The 21,194-nt window shown below is 68.4% G+C and carries 19 protein-coding genes; 2 read left to right on the forward strand and 17 right to left on the reverse strand.

Annotated elements, in window-relative coordinates:
- Positions 1–3: 3 nt before the first annotated feature.
- The 12 genes from ACTWLI_RS02725 to ACTWLI_RS02780 form a co-directional block, all read right to left on the reverse strand.
- Positions 4–1,002 (reverse strand): sugar phosphate isomerase/epimerase family protein, encoded by a 999-nt coding sequence (locus ACTWLI_RS02725; RefSeq protein ID WP_445155173.1) that lies wholly within the window; start codon positions 1,000–1,002, stop codon positions 4–6.
- A 125-nt stretch (positions 1,003–1,127) separates the two neighbouring features.
- Complete coding sequence (locus ACTWLI_RS02730; RefSeq protein ID WP_445155174.1) at positions 1,128–1,832, reverse strand: GntR family transcriptional regulator; 705 nt, start codon at positions 1,830–1,832, stop codon at positions 1,128–1,130.
- A gap of 31 nt (positions 1,833–1,863) precedes the next feature.
- Complete coding sequence (locus ACTWLI_RS02735; protein ID WP_445155175.1) at positions 1,864–2,736, reverse strand: NAD(P)-dependent oxidoreductase; 873 nt, start codon at positions 2,734–2,736, stop codon at positions 1,864–1,866.
- 4 nt (positions 2,737–2,740) lie between these two features.
- Positions 2,741–4,213 carry a four-carbon acid sugar kinase family protein gene (locus ACTWLI_RS02740; RefSeq protein WP_445155176.1) on the reverse strand — a complete coding sequence of 491 codons (1,473 nt, stop codon included), beginning with the start codon at positions 4,211–4,213 and terminating at the stop codon, positions 2,741–2,743.
- A gap of 66 nt (positions 4,214–4,279) precedes the next feature.
- Positions 4,280–5,056, reverse strand: coding sequence for an SDR family NAD(P)-dependent oxidoreductase (locus ACTWLI_RS02745; RefSeq protein WP_445155177.1), 777 nt, complete (start codon positions 5,054–5,056; stop codon positions 4,280–4,282).
- Between the two features lie 9 nt (positions 5,057–5,065).
- Positions 5,066–6,412 (reverse strand): MFS transporter, encoded by a 1,347-nt coding sequence (locus tag ACTWLI_RS02750; protein WP_445155178.1) that lies wholly within the window; start codon positions 6,410–6,412, stop codon positions 5,066–5,068.
- A gap of 295 nt (positions 6,413–6,707) precedes the next feature.
- Positions 6,708–7,436, reverse strand: coding sequence for a FadR/GntR family transcriptional regulator (locus ACTWLI_RS02755; RefSeq protein WP_445155179.1), 729 nt, complete (start codon positions 7,434–7,436; stop codon positions 6,708–6,710).
- A gap of 194 nt (positions 7,437–7,630) precedes the next feature.
- Complete coding sequence (sucD, locus tag ACTWLI_RS02760) at positions 7,631–8,533, reverse strand: succinate--CoA ligase subunit alpha (protein ID WP_445155180.1); 903 nt, start codon at positions 8,531–8,533, stop codon at positions 7,631–7,633.
- A gap of 12 nt (positions 8,534–8,545) precedes the next feature.
- Entirely contained in the window at positions 8,546–9,715 is a 1,170-nt protein-coding gene (sucC, locus tag ACTWLI_RS02765) for an ADP-forming succinate--CoA ligase subunit beta (RefSeq protein WP_056738991.1), read from the reverse strand.
- A 224-nt stretch (positions 9,716–9,939) separates the two neighbouring features.
- Entirely contained in the window at positions 9,940–10,647 is a 708-nt protein-coding gene (locus ACTWLI_RS02770) for a hypothetical protein (protein ID WP_445155181.1), read from the reverse strand.
- A 26-nt stretch (positions 10,648–10,673) separates the two neighbouring features.
- Positions 10,674–13,295: a DNA helicase PcrA gene (gene pcrA / locus ACTWLI_RS02775; protein ID WP_445156107.1), complete on the reverse strand. Its 2,622-nt coding sequence runs from the start codon at positions 13,293–13,295 to the stop codon at positions 10,674–10,676.
- 385 nt (positions 13,296–13,680) lie between these two features.
- A complete protein-coding gene (locus tag ACTWLI_RS02780) occupies positions 13,681–14,553 on the reverse strand; it encodes an inositol monophosphatase family protein (protein ID WP_445155182.1) in 873 nt (290 codons plus the stop codon).
- A 96-nt stretch (positions 14,554–14,649) separates the two neighbouring features.
- On the opposite strand from ACTWLI_RS02780, the gene ACTWLI_RS02785 reads away from it, so the two are divergent.
- Positions 14,650–15,303, forward strand: a complete 654-nt coding sequence (locus tag ACTWLI_RS02785) for a hypothetical protein (protein ID WP_445155183.1) — start codon at positions 14,650–14,652, stop codon at positions 15,301–15,303.
- Here the strand turns inward: ACTWLI_RS02785 and ACTWLI_RS02790 are convergent.
- Positions 15,300–16,373: a hypothetical protein gene (locus ACTWLI_RS02790; RefSeq protein ID WP_445155184.1), complete on the reverse strand. Its 1,074-nt coding sequence runs from the start codon at positions 16,371–16,373 to the stop codon at positions 15,300–15,302. The two genes, ACTWLI_RS02785 and ACTWLI_RS02790, sit on opposite strands and share 4 nt — an antisense overlap.
- 196 nt (positions 16,374–16,569) lie before the next feature.
- Here ACTWLI_RS02790 and ACTWLI_RS02795 point away from each other — a divergent pair, with 196 nt between their 5' ends.
- Positions 16,570–16,722: a hypothetical protein gene (locus ACTWLI_RS02795; protein WP_445155185.1), complete on the forward strand. Its 153-nt coding sequence runs from the start codon at positions 16,570–16,572 to the stop codon at positions 16,720–16,722.
- A 91-nt stretch (positions 16,723–16,813) separates the two neighbouring features.
- Here ACTWLI_RS02795 and ACTWLI_RS02800 read toward each other — a convergent pair whose 3' ends face one another.
- From ACTWLI_RS02800 to ACTWLI_RS02815, 4 genes are all read right to left on the reverse strand, one after another.
- On the reverse strand, positions 16,814–18,349 hold the full coding sequence (locus ACTWLI_RS02800; RefSeq protein ID WP_445155186.1) for a putative bifunctional diguanylate cyclase/phosphodiesterase: 1,536 nt from the start codon (positions 18,347–18,349) through the stop codon (positions 16,814–16,816).
- The gene (locus tag ACTWLI_RS02805; protein WP_445155187.1) at positions 18,339–18,899 is read right to left on the reverse strand and encodes a DUF7793 family protein; all 561 of its coding nucleotides are present in this window, start codon (positions 18,897–18,899) and stop codon (positions 18,339–18,341) included. Before ACTWLI_RS02805 ends, ACTWLI_RS02800 begins: the two co-directional genes overlap by 11 nt.
- A gap of 305 nt (positions 18,900–19,204) precedes the next feature.
- Positions 19,205–19,579, reverse strand: a complete 375-nt coding sequence (locus ACTWLI_RS02810) for a hypothetical protein (RefSeq protein WP_445155188.1) — start codon at positions 19,577–19,579, stop codon at positions 19,205–19,207.
- 80 nt (positions 19,580–19,659) lie between these two features.
- Complete coding sequence (locus ACTWLI_RS02815) at positions 19,660–21,192, reverse strand: PGAP1-like alpha/beta domain-containing protein (RefSeq protein WP_445155189.1); 1,533 nt, start codon at positions 21,190–21,192, stop codon at positions 19,660–19,662.
- Positions 21,193–21,194 lie beyond the last annotated feature (2 nt).

A 21,194-nucleotide genomic window follows, 5' to 3' on the forward strand; every position in this document is an offset into this window, starting at 1 on the left:
GCCCTAGACTGCGGAAACGGCCGCGGGCTGCTGCCGTCCCTGGGCCACCAGGGAGGTGCCGAGGGCGTAGCCCTCCCGCTTGGGCAGGACCTGGCGGCGCAGGTAGTCCTGGTTGGCGGCGGTGACGCTGAGGCCGTCGCCGCCGTAGTGCTCGGTGCAGATGATGCCCTGGAATCCGACCGAGATCGCGAACTGGAACGCTTCGCGGTAGTTGATCAGGCCGGCTTCCATCGGTGCCGGGATGGCGACGAACTGGTTCTTTGCCCCGTTTTCGTCGCGGAAGTAGTTCTTGACGTGCCAGTAGTTGGCGTAGGGCAGCGTCTTGTGGACCATCTCGCGCCAGTCCTCAATGGGACGGTGCAGGCGGATCAGGTTGCCGATGTCCGGGTTGAGGCCAACGTTGGTGAGGTCGATGTCCTGGACCAGCTGCACCGAGGAGTCGGCGGTGCCGAGGTAGGTGTCCTCGTACATTTCGAGCGAGACAAGCAGCCCGAGTTCGGCCGCGTGCCGGCCGACCTCGCGGATGCGGGTGACGGCCTTGTTCCAGGTCTCCTTGTCCCCCACCGGGTCCTTGTGGCCCTCCACGGTCCAGAACCAGAGCTGCTCGCGCTGGGCCGGGGTCAGCGCCTGGTGCAGGCCGATCGAGACGACCTCGCAGCCCAAGGCTGCGGCGGCGTCGAGGGTGCGGTGCGTGTAGGCCAGGTTGTCTTCCCAGTTGGCCGCGTCGATGACGCTGCGCCGGATCGCGGAGATGACCGGCAGGCCGACGCCCGCGGCTCGGGCCGCGGCGCCGAACTCCTCCAGCCGGGCCGGGCTGAGGTCACCGGGACGCACCCAGCTGTCGGTCAGGTCGGCGTTGGCAAAGCCGGCATCGGCGACTTCCTCGAACACCTGCTGCCAGTCGGAGGCGGGGGCATCCTGGAGCGACGTTCCGTCGGGGCGGGTACCCGGGAACTGCAGGAGGGCCGCGGTGATGGGCCAGTTTTCAGCGGTGTACGACATTGTCACTCCAAATCTTGAATCACATTTCCTATAGGATTCACCGGCTACGAAGACCTTGTCAAGAGGTTTCTGCCACGTGAACCTTCCGGCGGGCGCCGGCGCGGGGCGGTTAGAGGCCGTCCGGCCTAGTTGCGCACTTCGCTGTCGTGCACTTCGCTGTCGTGCTGCGAGCGCTGCTTCACGCCTTCGATGTGCTCGATCATCTTCCGCCGCGCCAGGTCGGCGTCGCCGGACTCGAAGGCGCGCAGGATTTCGGTGTGTTCGGCGATCGCGAAGTCCGCGTCGGTGACGCCGAGGCCTCCGAAGAACCGGAACCGCTGCACCTGGCCGCCGAGGGCGTTGTACGCGGAGAGCAGGAACTGGTTGTTGGCGTGCTCGGCGATGAGGCGGTGGAAGCGCTCGTCGGCTTCCCAGTAGGCGCGGAACTCGGCGAACGAGGGCCCCCGCGGCGCGGCCTTCAGATCGTCGATGGCCTGGGACAGCTGGGCGGTGAGGTCGGCGTCGGCGTGGCCGCAGGCCATGAAGGCGTTGGCCGGCTCGATCACCAGGCGCGCGTCCATCAGGTCCGCGAGCTCCGCCGCGGTGAACAGCGGCGCCACCCGGTAGCCGCGCAGGGCGGTGCGGCGCACCATCCCGGTGGCCTCGAGCCGGGCCAGCGCCTCCCGGACAGGCGTCGGCGAGACGTCCAGCTCCCGGGCCATCCCGTCGATGCTGACCGGCGTGCCGGCTTCGAGCCGGCCGTCCATCAGCGCGATGAGCAGCGCCTCGTAGACATGGTCGGCGAGGACCTGCCTGCTGACGCCCCGGGAGGCCTGATCCTTGATTGCCATACTTGGAATCCTATAGCCGTAACCGCGGGCGCTACCGCCCGCGCAGCACCTCGATCACGGACGAGTCGTCCCGCCGGCCCAGGCCGGCGCGCCGGCCGCTAAGGTACAGCTGCTCGGCGGCGGAGGCCAGCGGGGCGGGGTAGGTGCTGTCCCGCGCTGCGTCCACCACGAGCCCCATGTCCTTGACGAAGATATCCAGGGCGCTGCGGACCTCGGTGTTGTCCGGATCTACCATCCGGGAACCGCGGTCATCAAACATGAACGACGCCGCCGCACCGGCGCGCAGCACCTCCCAGGTCTCCTTCGGGTCCAGGCCGAGCGCCTCCGCGAAGGCCAGGGCCTCCCCCGCCGCGGCGATGTGCACACCGCACAGCAGCTGGTTCACCAGCTTCACCTTCTGGCCGTCGCCGACGGCGGCTCCCACCACCGGCGCTGAGCTCGCCATCGCATCCAGCAGCGGCCGGACCGCGGCGAGGGCCCGCTCGGAGCCGCTGACCATCATCAGCAGGTCGCCGGTGGCGGCGCGCTTGGTACCGCCGGAGACCGGGGCGTCCACCAGTTCGACGTCGAACGGTGCCAGCCGTTCGGCCAGCGACACGACGGCGGCCGGGCCGACCGTGGCCATCAGCAGGACCACAGTGCCCGGACGCAGGGCCGCGGCGAGTTCGTCCGGGCCGAAGAGCACGGCATCCGCCTGGGCCGGTGTCGCCACCATCAGGGCGACGACGTCGGCCTCGGCCACCGCTTCCTTGGCCGTGGCGGCGGGGGTGAGGCCGGGGACTGCCAGGGACTGCGCCCGTCCGTCGGCGACGTCGAACGCCGTGACCTCGTGTCCGGCGTTGGCCAGCACGACAGCCATCGGGCCGCCCATCGCGCCCAGTCCGATCCATCCGACTTTGCTCATCGGGCTACTTCCTTTCATGCGCCGCGGACGTGGTGCCGCGGAAGAGTTCAATGGTGTCGGCGAGCGCGTTTTCGTCGCCGACGTTGCCCGCGAAGACGACATACGGCATGCCCTGCACGCCGGGGGCCGCCTCATCCGGGCGGAGCACCGAGACCATGCCGGGGAACAGCTGGCCCAGCACGGTGGCCCGGCGGATGCCGAGGCCGCGGACCGCGACGTCGTGCGAGGTGATGCCGCCCTTGGCGATCACCCAGGCGGGCCGGGCGGCGAGGGCGGCCTTGACCACCTCGATCACGGCGGCGGAGACGCTGCGGGCGATTTCCAGGCTGGCCGCCGCGTCGGCGCCCTTGAGCAGGGTGCGGGAGGTGTAGAGCAGGACGTCGGCGTCGGCGAGGGCGCCGACGACCCGTTCGGCGGTGGCCGCGATGTGCCCGGCACGGGCTGCCGGGTCGATCAGCTCGGCCACGGACAGCTCGACCTCGGTCACGCCGCCGCGCGCCTGCGCCGCGGCGACCTGGCGGGCGGTCTGGCCGACGTGGGAGCCGACGACGGCGAGCCCGTGCCCGGCGGGGCGTCCGCCGGGCCAGATATCCTGCGCCTGCAGGGTGGGCTTGGGATCCAGGCCGGCGAGGGCGCGGACGAAGGACGGGCCGGTGCGGTGCAGGAAGACCTTGCCCTCGCGCTGGACCTGTTGCAGGCCCAGGACCACGATTTCGAGGTCGGCGAACTCGGTGGCGTTGACGATGATGAGCTGCAGGCCGGTCGCGGCGCGCAGGATCTCGGCGACCCGGTCCTCCCCGCCGGTCCGGATGTCGTCCAGGCCGATGCTGAGCACCTGGTCCGGGTGGACGGTGCCGCCGCTCTTTTCCGCGACGAAGTCTTTGAGGTCCGAGGAGCGGTACCCGAAGGTGGCGTCCTTGGCGAATTCGGTTTCACCGGCCGGGACGGGTTCGCCGCCCACCATGGCCCAGTGCACGTCGCCGGCGGTGAAGCGGCCGGCTTCGAAGTAGGACGGGGCTAGCAGGACGCCGTCGAAACCGCGGCCGGCGACTTCGCGTCGGACGGCGTCGAGGGCCCGGATCTCGGCCATGACGTGGCCGCGGAGGGTCGAGTCGCTGCGGCTGACCACGTCCAGGGGCACGCCGAGGCGGGCTTCCAGGGTGAACAGGGCCCGGCCCGCTTCCTGGTTCAGGGCGACGGCGTCGGCCTCGTCCAGGCTGCGGGTGTTCGTCAGGATGAAGCAGGTCGACGCCGGTTCGGCCAGGGCCGCGGCGTACTCGTCGGCTTCAAGGACCGTGACGACGGAGACGCCGTGCACGGACTGCGAGCCGGTCGGATCGTCGTCGAGCACGGCCGTCCGCCGGCCGGTCGCCTCACGGTAGGCACGGATCCGCTGCCGGGCATCGGGCAGTCGCACCGGCTCGGGGGCGGCGGCAGCGGGGGCAGCCGTTCCGGCCGGGGAGGTTTCGTGGGTCATGCTGTGGTCCTTCCGGGTGGTGCCGTGCGGCTTGGAGCCGCACGGCACGTCCTGGGAAGCGTCCGGTCAGGAGACCTGGAGGCCGCCGTTGATGTCGTAGGTCGCGGCGGTGATGTAGCCGGCGTCCTCGCTGAGCAGGAATGCCATCAGGGCGGCGACCTCGTCGCGGGTGCCCACGCGGCCCATCATGATGCCCTCGGACATGGCGGCCTTCCGTTCCTCGGTCAGCGTGCCGCCCATGATGTCGGTGTCGATCGGGCCCGGTGCGACCGCATTGACGGTGATGCCGAACTCGCCGACTTCCCGGGCCAGGGCGCGGGTGAAGCCGAGGATGCCGGCCTTCGACGCGCTGTAGGCGACCTTGGAGAAGGTGCCGCCGCCGCGCTGGGCGGAGATCGAGGAGACGCTGACGATCCGGCCGAGCCGGCGTTCGATCATGCCCTTGAGGACCCGCTGCGAAACGATGAAGGTGCCGCGCATGTTGATCGCGAAGACCTTGTCCCATTCGGCGACGGAGGTTTCCATGAACGGCGTCGGGGAGCTGATGCCGGCCAGGTTGGCCAGCCCGACGATCGGCGGCAGGGACGCCTCGATTTCGCTGATCGCCCGGTCGACGGACGCCTCGTCCGAGACGTCGGCGCCGACGCCGAGCGCCTTGACGGCCCGGTTGGAGCCGATTTCCGCGGCGGCGGCCTTGGCGTCTTCGGCGTTGATGTCCAGGATCGCGATGGACCAGCCGTCGCGGGCCAGCCGGTCGGCCGTGGCGCGGCCGATGCCGCGGGCCGAGGCGGCTCCGGTCAGGACGACCGTGCGTTCGGCGGGGAAGGTGCTGGTTTCAGTCATGGGTGGTTCCTAGTGGCTTTCGGTGACGGAGTCGGCCGCGGCGGCGGAGACGCCTTCCGGACGGTTACGGGCGTAGAGGTAGGTGGCGACGGCGGTGACCGCCAGGCAGGCGGCCAGGAAGACCAGTCCGCTCTGGCTGTTGCCGGTGGCGTCCTTGAGGAGGCCGACGATGTACGGGGCGACGAAGCCGCCGAGGTTGCCGAGCGAGTTCACCATTGCGAGGCCTGCCGCGGCGGCGGCGCCGGTCAGGGCTGCGGAGGGCATGGCCAGGAACGGGGCGATCGCGGAGTAGATGCCCATGGCCGCGAGGGTCAGGAAGACCATGGCGAGCACGGCGTTGACCGGCAGCAGGAAGCCGGCGCCGAGCAGGCCGACGGCGGCGAGCACCATGCTGGTGCTGGCGTGCCAGACCCGGTTGCCGGTGCGGTCCGAGCGCTTGCTCCAGAAGTACACGAACACCGCCGCGATGGCGTACGGGATGAAGACGATGAACCCGACCTGGACGGAGTCGAACTTGCCCAGCGCCTTGACGATCGTGGGCAACCAGAGGCCCAGGCCGTAGATGCCGCAAACCAGCCCGAAGTACAGGGCCGAGTAGGCCAGGGTGCGGGGGTCCTTCAGGCCGGCAAGGAAGTTGTGGTTGCCGGACTTCTGCTTCTCGGCCAGTTCCTTGTTCATGGTGCTGGAGAGCCACTCGCGCTCTTCGGGCTTGAGCCACTTGGCGTGTTCGGGCCGGTCGGTCATCACGAACGGGGTGATGATGCCCAGCGCGATGGCCGGGATGCCCTCGATGATGTAGAGCCACTGCCAGCCGTGCAGGCCGGCGACACCCTCAAGGCCCAGCAGCATGCCGGAGACCGGAGCGCCCAGGGCGTTGGAGATCGGCTGGGCGAGGATGAAGATACCCAGCACGGTCACGCGCTGCGCGGCCGGGAACCAGAGGGTCAGGTAGAACAGGATGGCCGGGAAGAAGCCGGCCTCGGCCGCACCGAGCAGGAAGCGGACGATGTAGAACGTGGTCTCGCCGTTGACCAGGAACATCGCGGTGGCGAAGATACCCCAGGTGATCAGGATGCGGGCGATCCACTTGCGGGCGCCGTAGCGGTACATGCCGCCGTTGCTGGGGATTTCCAGCAAGGCGTAGCCGAGGAAGAAGATGCCGGCGCCGAGGCCGTAGGCGGCTTCGGTGAGGCCGATATCGCCCTGCATGCCGAGCTTGGCGAAGCCGACGTTGTTACGGTCAAGGTAGGCGATGAAGTAGAGCAGGACGATCAGGGGCATGAGCCGGCGGCGCACCTTGCGCAGCGTGGTCTGGCCCAGTTCGCTCAGGGCCGGGGTGGCGGTCAGGGAGGTCATCGCGGGCCTCCACCGGTATTCGTGGTACCCAGGGCAGGGACGTGCGCGCGCATGAAGACTCCTTTGGCTGGCGGCATTCGTGACAATCGATGATGTCAGATGTCTGATATCTGTCTGAGATTCTAATCACACGGAGGGGCCGGGTCAACAGCTCACGGAATGCGTCGCGGGCCCCTGCCCGACCGGACGACGGCGGCATCGGCCGGACAACGGCGGGCTCGGCCGCGCTCGGCAGGGCCGGGCGCTGCGGCGCGGCAGGGCCGGACGCGCCGGGCCGGGCCGCCCGTCGGGTGGGTCAGCTGGCGGCGGCGCCGCGGGCGGCGACCGCGAGGTAGCGTTCGTAGTCCTCGAAAGTCTGGGTGATGTGTGCGTCCATGGCCGAGCGTGCGGCCGCGGGCTCGCCGGATGCGACTGCGGCCAGGACCTGCTTGTGGTGGTGGATGGCGTGCCGCTGCACGTCGGGGAACGCGGAGGTCTCCCGCCGCATGGCGAAAAGCAGGGTGGAGAGCTGGCCGAGCAGGGCGGGCACGAAGGGGTTGCCGGAGGCGCGCAGCACGGTGTCGTGGAAGGCGATATCCGCCACGGTGAGCGCCTCGACGTCGCCGGCGTGGTGCGCGGCTTCCATCAGGCGGACACTCTCGGCCAGGTCGGCCAGGTCGGCCTCGGTGTGGCGGGAGGCGGCCAGTTCCGCTGCGCCGGTCTCGACCATCCGCCGGACTTCGAGCAGGCGCAGCGCCACCTGGTCCGAGGCCACGCCCCGGGAGGCGGCGCGCATGATCGCGTCCAGGCCGGTCCAGCGCTCAGGCGGGTTCACGAAGGTGCCCAGGCCGCGTTTGACGTACACCACGTTCTGCGCCTTGAGCGCCTTCATCGCTTCGCGGGCGGTGAGCCGGCTGACGCCGGATTCCTTGGCGATGTCCGCTTCCGGCGGCAGGGCGTCGTCGGGCTTGATCTGCCCGCTGAGGATGTATTCGAGGACCTGGTCCACGACGACGTCGACCAGTGTCCGCCGCGTCTCTGCCATGGTGATCCCCTGCCTGCGCGCCCCGGACCGGGCGCATTGCCTCTCCTCCACCCTACTAGACGAAGCGCGGGCCTCCGGCGGCACGGGCCCGGTTAAACAGCGAACGCGGGGCCGCCTTCCGCCATCCCAGGGGATGGACCGGAGGCGGCCCCGCGTTGCGGTGTCGCAGCGCTGCGGGACGCAGCAGGGACGGCCTAGAGTGCGGCGTAAACTTCGCGCAGCAGCTTGGCGGTCTCGGACGGCGTCTTGCCGACCTTGACGCCGGCAGCCTCGAGGGCTTCCTTCTTGGCTTGGGCGGTGCCCGCGGAGCCGGAGACGATGGCACCGGCGTGGCCCATGGTCTTGCCTTCCGGGGCGGTGAAGCCGGCCACGTAGCCGACGACCGGCTTGGTGACGTGGGCCTTGATGTAATCCGCGGCCCGCTCCTCGGCGTCGCCGCCGATTTCGCCGATCATGACGATCGCCTTGGTCTCGGGATCAGCTTCAAACGCTTCGAGGGCGTCGATGTGCGTGGTGCCGATGACCGGGTCGCCGCCGATGCCGATGGCGGTGGAGAAGCCCAGGTCGCGCAGTTCGTACATCATCTGGTAGGTCAGGGTGCCCGACTTGGAGACAAGGCCGATCGGGCCCTTGCCGGTGATGTTCGCCGGGGTGATGCCGACGAGCGCCTCACCCGGGGTGATGATGCCGGGGCAGTTCGGTCCGATGATGCGGGTGACCTGCTTGCCGTTGGCGTCCACCTTGGACTGGGCCAGAGCCCAGAACTCGGCGGAGTCCTGGACCGGCACGCCCTCGGTGATCACGACGACCAGGCCGATGCCGGCCTCGATGGCCTCAACGACGGCGTCCTTGGTGAAGGCCGGCGGCACGAAGACGATGGAGACGTCGGCGCCGGTCTCGGCCATGGCTTCCTTGACGGTGCCGAAGACGGTGATTTCCTTATCGCCGTGCAGGACCGTGGTGCCGGCCTTGCGGGCGTTGACGCCGCCGACGATGTTGGTGCCGGCTTTGAGCATCAGGGCGGTGTGCTTGGTGCCTTCGCCGCCGGTGATGCCCTGGACGATGACCTTGGAGTCCTTGTTCAGATAAATAGACATAGTCGTGTCCCTTTACTTAGCTGCGTTGGCGAGCTCGGCAGCCTTGTCGGCGCCCTCGTCCATGGTGGCGGCCAGGGTAACCAGCGGGTGGTTGGCCTCGGCCAGGATGCGGCGGCCTTCCTCGACGTTGTTGCCGTCGAGACGGACGACCAACGGCTTGTTCGCGGAGTGGCCGAGCTCGGCGAGAGCGCCGACGATGCCCTTGGCGACAGCGTCGCAGGCGGTGATGCCGCCGAAGACGTTGACGAAGACGGACTTGACCTGCTCGTCGCCGAGAATGACGTCGAGGCCGGCGGCCATGACCTCGGCGGAGGCTCCGCCGCCGATGTCGAGGAAGTTGGCGGGCTTGACGTTGCCGTGGTTCTCGCCGGCGTAGGCGACGACGTCGAGCGTGGACATGACCAGGCCGGCGCCGTTACCGATGATGCCGACTTCGCCGTCGAGCTTGACGTAGTTGAGGTCCTGCGCCTTGGCCTTGGCCTCGAGCGGATCCGCGGCGTCCTTGTCCTCCAGGGCGGAGTGCTTCGGGTGGCGGAAGTCGGCGTTCTCGTCGAGGGAGACCTTGCCGTCGAGGGCAACGATGTCACCGGCGCCGGTCTTGACCAGCGGGTTGACCTCCACGAGGGTGGCGTCTTCCTTCTTGAAGACGTCCCAGAGCTTGAGGATGACGGCGGCGACCTTGCCGCGCAGTTCCTCAGCGAAGCCTGCGGCGGCGACGATCTCGTCGGCCTTGGCCTGGTCGATGCCGACGGCCGGGTCGATCGCGACCTTGGCCAGCGCCTCCGGGCGCTCGACGGCGAGCTGCTCGATCTCCATGCCGCCTTCGACCGAGCACATGGCCAGGTAGTTGCGGTTGGCTCGATCCAGCAGGACGGAGAAGTAGTATTCTTCGGCGATGTCCGCACCCTGGGCGATCATCACCTTGTTGACGGTGTGGCCCTTGATGTCCATGCCGAGAATGTTGGTGGAGTGCTCCAGCGCTTCATCGGCGGTCTTTGCGACCTTAACGCCGCCGGCCTTGCCTCGGCCACCGACCTTAACCTGTGCCTTGACGACAGTTACGCCGCCGATCTTCTCGGCAGCTGCCTTTGCTTCTTCAGGGGTGTGCGCCACGATGCCAGCAAGCACGGGTACACCGTGCGCCTCGAACATATCGCGCGCCTGATATTCAAACAGGTCCACGGTTTAGTGTCCTTCTACGTCGAAGTAGTTTCTGTACAGCCGGACGCCACGCATTTGCGGTGACCGGGCTGCGGAATAAACGCACCCTGCGACAAGCTTGGAAACGAGCCACACGGCGCAATGCTCCTTTGGGAACTCTAGTCCTTCGCGGGGACCAGCCCGACCCAGAGTACCGCTTATGTGAGTAAGGACACTATTCTATTGGGCGTAGAAAAACCGCTAGATTACGGGGATTTCGGGGCCTCCGACGGCGCCGGGGAGGCGGTTTGCGAGGGTGCCCGGACCAGTTCGTAACGGTCCCGCGAAATGAAGAACGCCACCCCCGCGGAGATGTTTCCGCAGGCGACGCCGCCGTCGTACGCGGAGCAGCGCAGGCCGTTGCGCTCGACGTTCTTCCCGTCCTCGAGGACGGGAAGCTGCGAGATCGGACCCTTGCGGGTGCCCTTGGGACCGAATTCCGCCTCCTGCTGTGTGACGCCGGAGCGGCACTCGCCGTAGACGGCCTTGTCCGGGGTCAGCAGGGCCGTGCCGCCGAGGTAGCCGAGGCCGGTGCCGGAGCAGTCGTCGCGGATGTCCTTCGCCTCGGGTTTCGGGTAGGCGGCGAGTTCGCAGTGCGCCACCGGCACGGTGGCCCATTTGCCGTTGCCGCTGGCGCCGAAGGAGTTCGGCTCATACGGCAGGTTGACGTGCTCGCCCCGGGCCGAGGTCAGGGAGCAGACGATGTTGCGGTCGGCGGTGACGAAGCTCAGGTAGTCCTGGCCCGAGCCCAGAGCGGTGGGGTCGGTCAGCGGCGCCTGCCGGAGCTGTTCCAGGGGCGGCAGTGGTGCCGGCGGAACGTAGTCCGGGTCCTTTTGCGTGATGGTGCACGCCGAGGTGGCCAGCAGGGCCAGGCCGGCCAGTATCCCCAGGATCGTCCGTTGCATGGCCTCCATTATGCCCGGCGGCCCCGCCGGCCCGGTCAGGCCTCGAGCTTGGTCAGCGGGGCGTAACGCAGCAGCAGCCGCTTCTCGCCGACGTCGAACTTCACCTTCGCGACCGTCTTGTCCCCCGCGCCCTCGACGGCCAGCACCGTGCCGTTGCCGAAGCTGGTGTGGTTGACCTTGTCCCCCACCCCGACGGCGACGATCTCCTTCTGGGGCTGGACGCGGTTTTTCGCGATGGCGGCGGGGACGTCGGCGTTGAAGCCGGCGGCGGAATCCGCGCCGGTGCCGCGGGCGGTGCCGGCGCCCCAGAAGGAGCCGCTGTAGCGGCTGGACCCGATCGATCCGCCGCCCCAGCCGCCGGCCTGGCGGACGGTTCCCTCGCGCTTCCATTCGACCAGCTCGGCCGGAATCTCCTCGATGAACTGGCTGGCCGGGTTGTACTGGCTCTGGCCCCACATGCTGCGGACCTCGGATCGGGTCAGGTAGAGCCGTTTCCGGGCGCGGGTCAGCCCCACGTAGGCGAGCCGGCGTTCCTCCGCCAGCTCCTTGGGATCCGTGGCCGAGCGCTGGTGCGGGAAGAGCCCGTGCTCCATGCCGGTCAGGAACACCACCGGGAACTCCAGGCCCTTGGCAGTGTGCAGCGTCATCAGGGTGACGACGCCGAGCCGCTTGGCCTCGGCGACGGCGGCGGCGGTGTCCTCGGCGTCGGCGCCCGGGGCGTCCGGGATCTGGTCGGCATCGGCGACCAGGGAGACCTGCTCCAGGAAGGCGCCGAGCGAGCCTTCTGGATTGTCCCGTTCGTATTCACGCACGACGGCAACGAGTTCGGCGAGGTTTTCCACCCGGGATTCGTCCTGCGGGTCGGTGCTGGAGCGGAGCGTGGCGAGGTAGCCGGTCTGCTCCAGGACGGCTTCCAGGGCCGCGGCGGCGCCGGAGCCGGCGGCCACCTCGGCCAGGTCGTCGAGGAGCTTCACGAACCCCAGGACGGCGTTGACGGAACGGGTGGCCATGCCCGGCGCTTCGTCGGCGCGGCGGGCGGCGGCCATGAAGGAGATCCGGTCCCGCTGGGCCAGCGAGGCGACGGCCCCCTCGGCCCGGTCGCCGATGCCGCGCTTGGGCTCGTTGAGGATGCGGCGCAGGTTGACGTCGTCGTCCGGGTTGACCAGCACCCGCAGGTAGGCGAGGGCGTCCTTGATTTCCTTGCGCTCGTAGAACCGGGTGCCGCCAACCACTTTGTAGGGCAGTCCGACGCGGACCAGGACGTCCTCGATCGAGCGGGACTGGGCGTTGGTGCGGTAGAAGATCGCGACGTCGCCCGGGCGGAGGTTGCCCTCGTCCTGCAGCCGGTCGATTTCCTTGGCGATGAACTGCGCCTCGTCGTGCTCGTTCTCCCCCACATAGCCGACGATCTTCTCGCCGTCGCCCTCCGCCGTCCAGAGCCGCTTTTCGGGCCGGTTGGGGTTGCGCGAGATCACCGAGTTGGCGGCGCTGAGGATGGTCTGGGTGGAGCGGTAGTTCTGTTCGAGCTTGATGGTACGGGCATCCGGGTAGTCCTTTTCGAACTCCACGATGTTGCGGATGTCCGCGCCGCGGAAGGCGTAGATGGACTGGTCCGAGTCGCCGACGACGGTGAGTTCGGCCGCGCCGGGGCCCTCGCCCACGATCTCGCGCACCAGGGCGTACTGGGCGTGGTTGGTGTCCTGGTACTCGTCCACGAGCACGTGGCGGAAGCGGCGGCGGTAGGAGTCGGCGAGCGCGGGGAAGGCCCGGAACATGTAGACGGTCTCGGCGATCAGGTCGTCGAAGTCCATGGCATTGGCCTGCCGCAGGCGCTGGGTGTAGCCCTTGAAGACCTCGGCGACGGCCTGCTCGAAGGGGTCGTTGTAGTTGGCGCTGGAGGCATAGCTGTCCGCGTCGATCAGTTCGTTCTTGAGCGCGGAGATCTTGTGCTGGATGGCCTTGGGCGCGAAGCGCTTCGGGTCCAGGTCCAGGTTCTTGGCCACGAGCGTGATCAGGCGCAGCGAATCGGCGGAGTCGTAGATGGAGAAGTTCGAGTTCAGCCCGACGTTGGACGCCTCGCGCCGCAGGATCCGGACGCAGGAGGAGTGGAAGGTGGAGATCCACATGGTCTTGGCGCGCGGGCCGACCAGCTGCTCGATCCGCTCGCGCATTTCCGCCGCGGCCTTGTTGGTGAAGGTGATGGCCAGGATCTCGCCGTGGTGGGCCCGGCGGGTGGCGATCAGGTAGGCGATGCGGTTACTGAGCACCCGGGTCTTGCCGGAGCCGGCGCCGGCAACAATGAGCAGGGCGCTGCCGGCATGCTTGACGGCTTCTTCCTGCTGCGGGTTCAGTCCCTGGAGCAGCTCTTCGGCCTGCGGCAGGCGGTGGTGGTCCCCGTGGCCGGCGCCGCCGTGGTGGGATGAATTCCCGTGGTGATCGCCGCCCTGGTTGCCCGGGCCGCCGTGGTTGGTGCCGCCGCCGGGCGCGTTGTTCCAACCCCCGTTTGCGGCCGGGACGCCTGCCGGGGCGCCCGATCCGTAGGCCGGGGCAAGGTCCGGCATGCCGCTGCCGGCCCCCCGGCTCCCGGACGCCTTGGCGGGCGCGGCCGGATGGGAGGCAGCTTGGAAGGGTCCGTCGGCATAGGGGTCAAACAACATATCCATGGTGTTAACAAGTCTAGGCGGTGGCACCGACGGCCCGCCCCGCACCCGGGCCGGACCGGCGGACGTGCCCGTCAGTCCGGCCCAGGACCGGGCATATCCCGGCATGCCCATGCTTAGAGCTGAGCACTGAGCATGTCCGTCAGAGGGCCGCCACCCCACGATCGGACATGCCCAACAGTGCTACCCAGGACTGGGCATATCCCGGCATGCCCAACGGTGGCGCCCAGGACCGGGCACGTCCGTCAAAGGCCCGCCCGCCCACCCTGACGGACATGCCCGTCAGCCCGGCCTGGGGGTGGGCATACGCCGGTATGCCCACTCCTAGAGCTGAGCACTGAGCATGTACGTCAGAGGGGAGGGCGGTCCGGCGTCCGGTGGCTCAGCCGATGGAGGCGGACTCCAGCGCGGCACGAAGCTGCCGCACCGCCGTCGTTCCTCCGGCCACGTGCCAGTCCAGTCCGTTGACGCGCACGACGTCGGTCGTGCCGCCGGCAGCGTGCACGATCGCCTGGCCCGGCAGCCAGTCCCATTCCGGGGAACTGTGCTGGAACCAGCAGTCGAGCTCGCCGTCGGCTACGCGGCCAAGGTCACAGGAGCCGGACCCGAACATCCGCAGGGCCGCGGCGGCCGTCGCCGCCGCATGCCATGGCATGGCGCACATCGGATCGGCCAGCCAGGTGGGGTGGATGTAGGTCGCCGCACCGAGTTCCGCCACCGGCGCCTCGTTCCGGCCCCGGCCGCCGTCCGCGGGACGGCCGAAGCTGGTCAGGACCTCGCCGTTGAGCGTGGCGGCCCGGCTGGTGCCGCCGAGCCAGAGCTTGTCCGCCTCCGGCTGGAACACCGCACCCAGGAGTGCCCCGGAGGAGTCCTTCAGGGCGAGCGCCGAGCACCAGTAACTGGAGCCGTGGAGGAAGTTATATGTCCCGTCTACCGGGTCGATCACCCAGGTGCGGCCGCTGGTGCCCTGCTTGGACGCGCCCTCCTCGCCGAGGATGCCGTCGTCGGGCCGGCAGCGCTGCAGCTGCTCGAGCACATAGGCTTCGGCGGCATGGTCGGCGGCGGTGACGACGTCGGATACCGAGGTTTTGCGGTGGCCCTCAAGTCCGGCCTGCCGCATCAACAGCGCCAGGTTGCCGGCCTCCCGCACCAGCGCCTCGGCGAGCTGGTAGTCATCCAGCTCGGGGCTCAGTTCCGCGGTGCTGTGCCGGCCGAGCCGGTGCCTGCCAAGTTCATTGCTGCCTGATTCACTCACGGGTTCAGCCTATCCGCCGCGCCCGCATGCTCAACAGGCGCGCCCCCGCCGGGGGCCGGCCCGGCCGTCGGCGGGACAGTGGGCGATAATGGAGCCATGGCCAAGACACCCGCTCAGCGGATCAAGAAGCACGGCGCGAACGCGGCCGTCCCCCAGCACCACCTGCCCGCGGTGATCAACCCGAGCACCACCCGGACTCCGGAAAAGGCACAGAGCAACAGCAACCTGATCCTGATTGCGGGGGTGGTGGCCAGCCTGTTCCTCTTCTGGTACCTGCACCTGCTGACGCTGAACCAGCTCACGCAGCTCAGCGGTGGCCTGCCGATGCCCGACTCTCTGGTCGGCGGCTTCGACCGGGGCTTTGCGGAGCAGTTGCGCTCGGCGATGGACGAGGATGCCCGGGGCCAGCTCAACTACGTGCACAAGACCGCCGGCACCCTGTTCCCGCTGATCTTCGGCTTCACCTGGCTGCTGCTGATCGGCACGAACGTGGCCCGGAAGTCCCTGCGCTGGGCGCTGTGGGCGGTGCCGATGCTGTTCGTGGTCACCCGGTTGTGGGGCAACTCGGCGGTTGACGCCATGCTGTCGGCGGGGACGCCCGACGCCGGCCAGGTCGCCCTGGCCTCGGCGCTCACCGTGGCCGGCTGGGTGCTGTTGGTGCTGAGCCTGCTGGCAGGGGCCGCGGCGGTGTTCCTCGGGCGCAAGAAAGCCCCGAGCCGCACGGACGCCGCAGGTCCCGCCGCGGCCTAGTTGCGGCTCAGCCCTGTCACGCGCAGGAAGCGCGCCCACAGGGAATCGCGGCCCAGCTCGGTCGCGAGGATATTTCTGGCTTGCTCGGCGCGTGCGGGCGCACCTGCGCTTTCGAAGTGGCCCACAGCTTCCCAGAGAGCCTGCCGCGCCATGGCCGAGTCCCCGGCCGCGATGTAAGCCCTCCCCAGCAGAAGGCAAGAATCCCCCAGAATTTGAGGAGTGAGGCTCCTCGCTGTTGACCGAATATCCTCCAACGCCACGATCGCCGATTCCGCGTCGCCTGCCAGGTAGCTCCAGTGAGCCCGGTTCCGTTTCAAAAGGAGCAGGTCGGCCTCACTGCCGCCAATAACGTCAGTCGCCAGCTCGGCGCGTTCAATGCAACGCAGGGTGTCGCCATCCGCGACGTTTGCCGCAAGGCGCATGGCCGCCGAGGCCTTGTTGAACTTGGCCCACACGTCCAAATTCTTCGTCGGCGAAAACGTGGTTGCGGCAAGTTCGTGGTAGCGCAGGCCTTCCTCGATCTTGTCGAAGAGAAATGCGACATTGCCGATGACCCAGTAGGCCTTGCCGGCCAGCTGGTCGTCGACGTCGTCGGAAACGACACCCGCGAGGAGTTTGCTCTCCTCCCAAGCCTCTGAAAGCTTTCCACCATCGGCCAAGGCGGCAATCAGAGCCTGCCTCGCCTTGATGTTGATGTCGGACTCCGACTCTCCGGTCGTCAGCTTAATTGCATCACGGGCAGCGGCTGTTGCCTGTTCAAGCAGGCCAGCGCCCTGGCAGGCCTTAGCCAGCAGGATGTGCGTCCTCGCTTGGTCGTGAAGGTTCGAGGCATCCGCTTGATCAACGATGAGGCTGCTCGCCAATGCCGCGCATTCATCAAAACGCCCTGCATCCAGGAGATTCTCGGCCTGAAGGAACGTCATGCTCCACCACGAGCCGTAATTCCCGTCGCGAAGGGCTATCTCCGCGGCCCGCTCTGCACTGCCCGCCGCCTCAGCAAAGGCGTGATTGCTGCGGTGCTCGTGCGCTCGGAGCTCGGCGGCTGCATAGAGGGGTGAAACGGAGTGCATGAATCAATTATCGGTGCCAGCAGCCGCTAATGCGTACGCGGCGCGCAAACATCGCATACGCGTTGGACCGGATTGCGCCGCTATCGCGAGCTCATAGCCCCCGCGGCAAATCGTTACACGGTGGCGTGTCGAAAGCGCCTATGATGATCCTGCATCGTCCATGTCACATCAGTCACACCCGTAACAGGAGTCAATAATGAAGAAAACTCTCGCAACCCTGCTCGTCGCCGGGGCACTCGCCGCAGCGGGGATGTCCGCCGTATCTGCGGTCTCCGCAAGCGGCGGCAACTCCGGCCAGGGCTCCGTAGTGGCCGTTGACTACTGGCCGAACGTAACTCCGAAGAACTAACGGAGTCAGCAAACCGCAATGGGCGGGAACCGGAGTGAATTCCGATTCCCGCCCATTGTTATGTCCGCCGCGTGATGCGGCTCTTGAGGCCCTACTGGGCCACGGAGCGGCCCAGGCTGATGAGCTCTTCCAGGTCTTCCGCGGGAACCGGCCGGCCGAAGTAGTAGCCCTGTCCGCTGGCACACCCCAGGCGTACTAGTTCGTCGGCCTGCTCGGCCGTTTCAATCCCTTCCGCCACCGCGGTGAGGCCGCAGGCGTGGATCAGGTGCAGCACGGCCTCCACGAAGTCGCCCTGTTCGGCATCGGTTCCCAGCCCGTCGATCAGGCTCCGGTCGATTTTGACCACGTTCACGGGGAGCTTGCGCAGGTAACTGATGGACGAATACCCGGTGCCGAAGTCGTCGATCTCCAGCTGGACACCAAGCTGCCGCAGTCCGCTCAGGGAGTACTTGTCCACGTCTCCCCCGGTGACGGCCATCGATTCCGTCAGCTCAATGATGAGGTTGGCCGCGTCGACGCCGGTTTCCCGCAGGATGTCCTGGACGTGCTCGATGAGTTCGAGGTTCTGCAGTTCGGTCGTGGAAATGTTGACCCGGACGGAGAAGGCGTCGTCCAGCGGCAGCCGGTCCTGCCAGTCCCGGAGCTGGCGGACCGCGGCGCGCAGCACCCAGTGCCCGAGCTCCACGATCATCCCGGTCTCTTCCGCCAGCGGAATGAACTGGTCCGGCATCAGCAGCCCGCGTTCGGGGTGGTTCCAGCGGACCAGCGCCTCCACACCCTCAATTCGGCCCGTCGCAAGTTCCACCACCGGCTGGTAGTGCAGCGTGAGCTGGTCCTGCTGGATGGCCTCGCGCATCTCGGTCACCATGAGGCTCTGGAGCCTGCGGGCATACAGCAGCGCCGGTTCAAAGATCTTAATCCCGCTGTGCGGCTGCGCCTTGGCCGCGTACATGGCCGTGTCCGCTTCCATCACCAGGTCATCGACGGACTGGCCGGGCTCGGCCACGCGCACGCCGATGCTGGTGCCGCAGGTGATACGCAGGTCGCCGATCTCCAGGCTCTCGCTGAGGGCTTTGAGGATGCGGTTGGCCACGCGCCGGGCACGGACCAGGTTCGACTTTGGCAGCATGACCGCGAACTCGTCGCCGCCGAGCCGGGCCACGGTGTCGGTGACCCGGACGGCGTCCTGGAGCCGCCGGGCGATGACGCGCAGGACGTCGTCGCCGGCACTGTGGCCCAGGGTGTCGTTGATGCCCTTGAACGAATCAAGGTCCAGGATCAGCAGCGCCGGCGGCATCTCGCCCCGCGACGTTTCGGCGAGTGCGTGGCTGAGCACCGAATTCAGGGCGGTGCGGTTGGCCAGCTGGGTCAGCGGGTCGGTGAGCGCCATCCGTTCCAGCTCCACCTGCGCCTCCCGCAGCATGGCCGTCCGGCTTTCCACCCGCTCTTCGAGCTCCTGGTAGATCGTCTGCAGGTCATCGGCCATCAGGTTAATGCCGGCGATAACCGCAGCGACGTCATCCCGTGCGCCGGAGTGCGGAATGCGGGTGCTCAGGTCGCCGCTGGCGATCCGGACAATGCCCTCCACGAGGGAGTGCAGCCGGGGGTCGGGAACATCATTTTTCACTCGTATAAGGCCTTAACCACTCGAGGGCTTCTGTGCGCGAGACGAAAAATTGCGCCGGGATCGTTTCAGTCTTGGAACGGAGCAGGTAGTGGGCGATCACGCGGTCAACCGGGCTCTCGCCCACCAGCGCGAACGCCGACGCCGCAATGGACCCGGCGTAGACCTGGCGGGCTTCGACGCTGACGCCGACCACCCCGGAGATGGTGAGCAGGACCGGGACGCGTTTGCCGTCGGCCAGGGTGCGGACGGTTGAGCCGGCTACCCGGGCTTCGGGCCCCTCGATCTCGCGGTTTGGCGGCAGCGCCACTTCTATGATCCCGTTCTCGAGCTGCCGGACGGCGATCACCGGTTCAGCAGACGACGGCGCTGCGGCCAGGCCGAAGGGCTCCGGCGCCTCGGTGATGTCGAAGGGGTCCGTGGCGCCTTCCGCTGCCGGCACCCCCGCCGGTTCGAGCGCGCCGTCGAGGTCGAGCGGCTCCGGACGGGCGTCCGTCTCGGGGCTGCGTTCCGGGAGCTCGCCGGCCGCTGCGGCCTGGGCTTCCACTGTCATTCGGCCACCCCCGCACCGGACGGCGCGGGCAGTGGTGGAGCCGGGCGGTATCCGCGGTGCGCTCTGGGATCCCTGAGACCGGCCGCTGCCTGGCACGGCGCAATTAGGTGATCAGACATTTGCCCCCACAGACTACAAAGTCGGCATTTCGGCGTGCGCTGGAACCAAATCCCGCACGAGGCACCGGCGCGTTCCGGCGAATGCCCTCATAATAGTCCAAGCCGGCGACATCGTGAGACCGGCGACACTCCGGAACGGGTTTTCACGATGGCACGGCGACAAAAGCCCTTGCACAATTCCGATTGTTACTTGGCGAAGAACTCACGGACGCTTGAGAGCGAGCTCGAACCGGTATAGCCAAGGTCCCGCGGACCCGCGCTGACAGCACCGTCCGGCGAGAAGATGCTGACCCCGAATGTTCCGCCGTCGACGTCGCGGATGCTCTCCAACAGAACCGGCATGGCGTCCTGCAGCGTCCGGGCCAGCCTTTCCCTCTCCGCGGTTTCACCGACGAGTTTTACTGTGATGAATTCTCCGGAGGTATTGACGTTGGCGTCCGCTTCGGCGGAGGTCACCCCGGAGACCGACATTCCGGCCTTTTGCAGCGCCGATTCCAACTGCTGTTCTTTCGAGGGGCCGCCCAGCCCGCAAGCGGCGAGCACGGTTACGAGAAGGCCCATGATCAGCGCTCCTGCCAAGGGGTGAATTAGCTTTTTCATCGTTTTACTTCCGCGTTGGTCCGGCTCCCGCCAGCTCACCGTCATTGTTTACGCGAGATGCTGGAGACACTCGAGCTGACCTGGCCTGGGTCAGTGGTGAGGAAATGCCGGGTTGACTCCCTCTGAGCGTAGTCGGCGATCGGGCCCCCGTGCTCAAGCGCGCCCGTGGACCTCACGTACTCGCCGCCGTCGTGATAGCCGATGCCGGCCGCCCCCGGTGGGACGTCGGGGTTGGGCATGGTGACGATCAGGGCGCCGTTGTCGCGGCTGGCCGTCACGTCCCCGCCGGCCCCGACCGTGAGGTCGCCGAGGTCGACCCGGGGCACCGGGTCCCCGGCATGCTGCAGGGCGAGGACGTCGATGCCAGCGGGGATCGGCGCCGAATCCACCGGGGAACCGAACGTCACGACATTGGTGACGTGGAAGCGGTCCGTGAAGGATCCGTCCGAGGCGAGCGCGGCAGCGATCATCCCGCCTTGGGAGTGGCCGGAGAGCATGACCGGCGATCCGGGCGGGATGCCGGCCTTTTCCATGGCCAGCCGGACCGACTCCGCGGCCGTGGACAGGTTGCCGCCCGCCAGCTCGAGGTTGCCCGTCAGGTCGGTGGGGTTGGCCGCGCCGTCCGGATACCAGCGGGTCGTTCCGGGGATGCTCACGATGTAGGCGTCGGCCTGTCCCGGCTTGTGCACCGTCGTAATCCGTACTGCCGCGTCCGGCGTGCCGGGTTTGCCCTCATCGCCGTAGGCGGCATTGGTGGCCTGCAGGATGGCGCTGATGCTCGATGGGACGGGGGTGTTGAACCGCAGGTCCTGGTCGATTCCGGCGGGATCGCCGACCGCCACAGGGAGCGGTTCGCCGGCCACGGGACGCCCGTCGTCGAGCAGTCGCGGGTTGTACCAGCCGCCGGTCAGGACCGTGGCGGCCAGCGAGAGCGCCCCAGCCCCCAGCAGGACCCGGTTCGAGGCGAGCTCGGTGAGCGACGGCGGTTCCCCTGCGGTCAGCCAGCGCCAGCCCATGTCGCCGACGTGCCCGGCCTGGTGCAGCAGGTTGGCCTGGGCATCCATCAGGTTCCTGATTGGCAGCGGTGCATGATCCTGCAGCCAGTTCCAGCCCGTGTCCGGCGCGGCGCCCGCGAGGGCTTCGGCAACGTCGTCGACCGCGGCGAGAGCACGTCCGCCCTGCTTCCAGAGATCGACGGCGCCGCCCGCGACGGCACCCGCCAGGCGGTCCAGGAGGGAACCCTCCGCCGGGGAACCGCCACCGCCTGCACCGCCGGGGCCAGTGCTTCCGCCGGCGCCGGGGCCGGTGCTTCCGCTGGCGCTCGCCGCCAGTTGCTCCTCGACGTTGCGCCGCACCGCGCTCGACGCGGCTTTCAGCGCCAACCCCGCCCCGACCAGCTGCTGCCGCTGTCTGGTCCAGTCGTCCTTGAACCGGGCGGCGTCCCGGCCGTCCCACGGCGCGGCCGCGATCGCCGGGGTCAGGTTCGCGCTCAACGCCAGCAGCCGCTCGCCGGCCCGGCCCAGCTGCTCGCTGAGCCGGCGTCCGGAGTCGACGTCCATCCCGTACAGGCCCACGG

It is taken from the genome of Arthrobacter sp. Hor0625, from assembly GCF_052567525.1.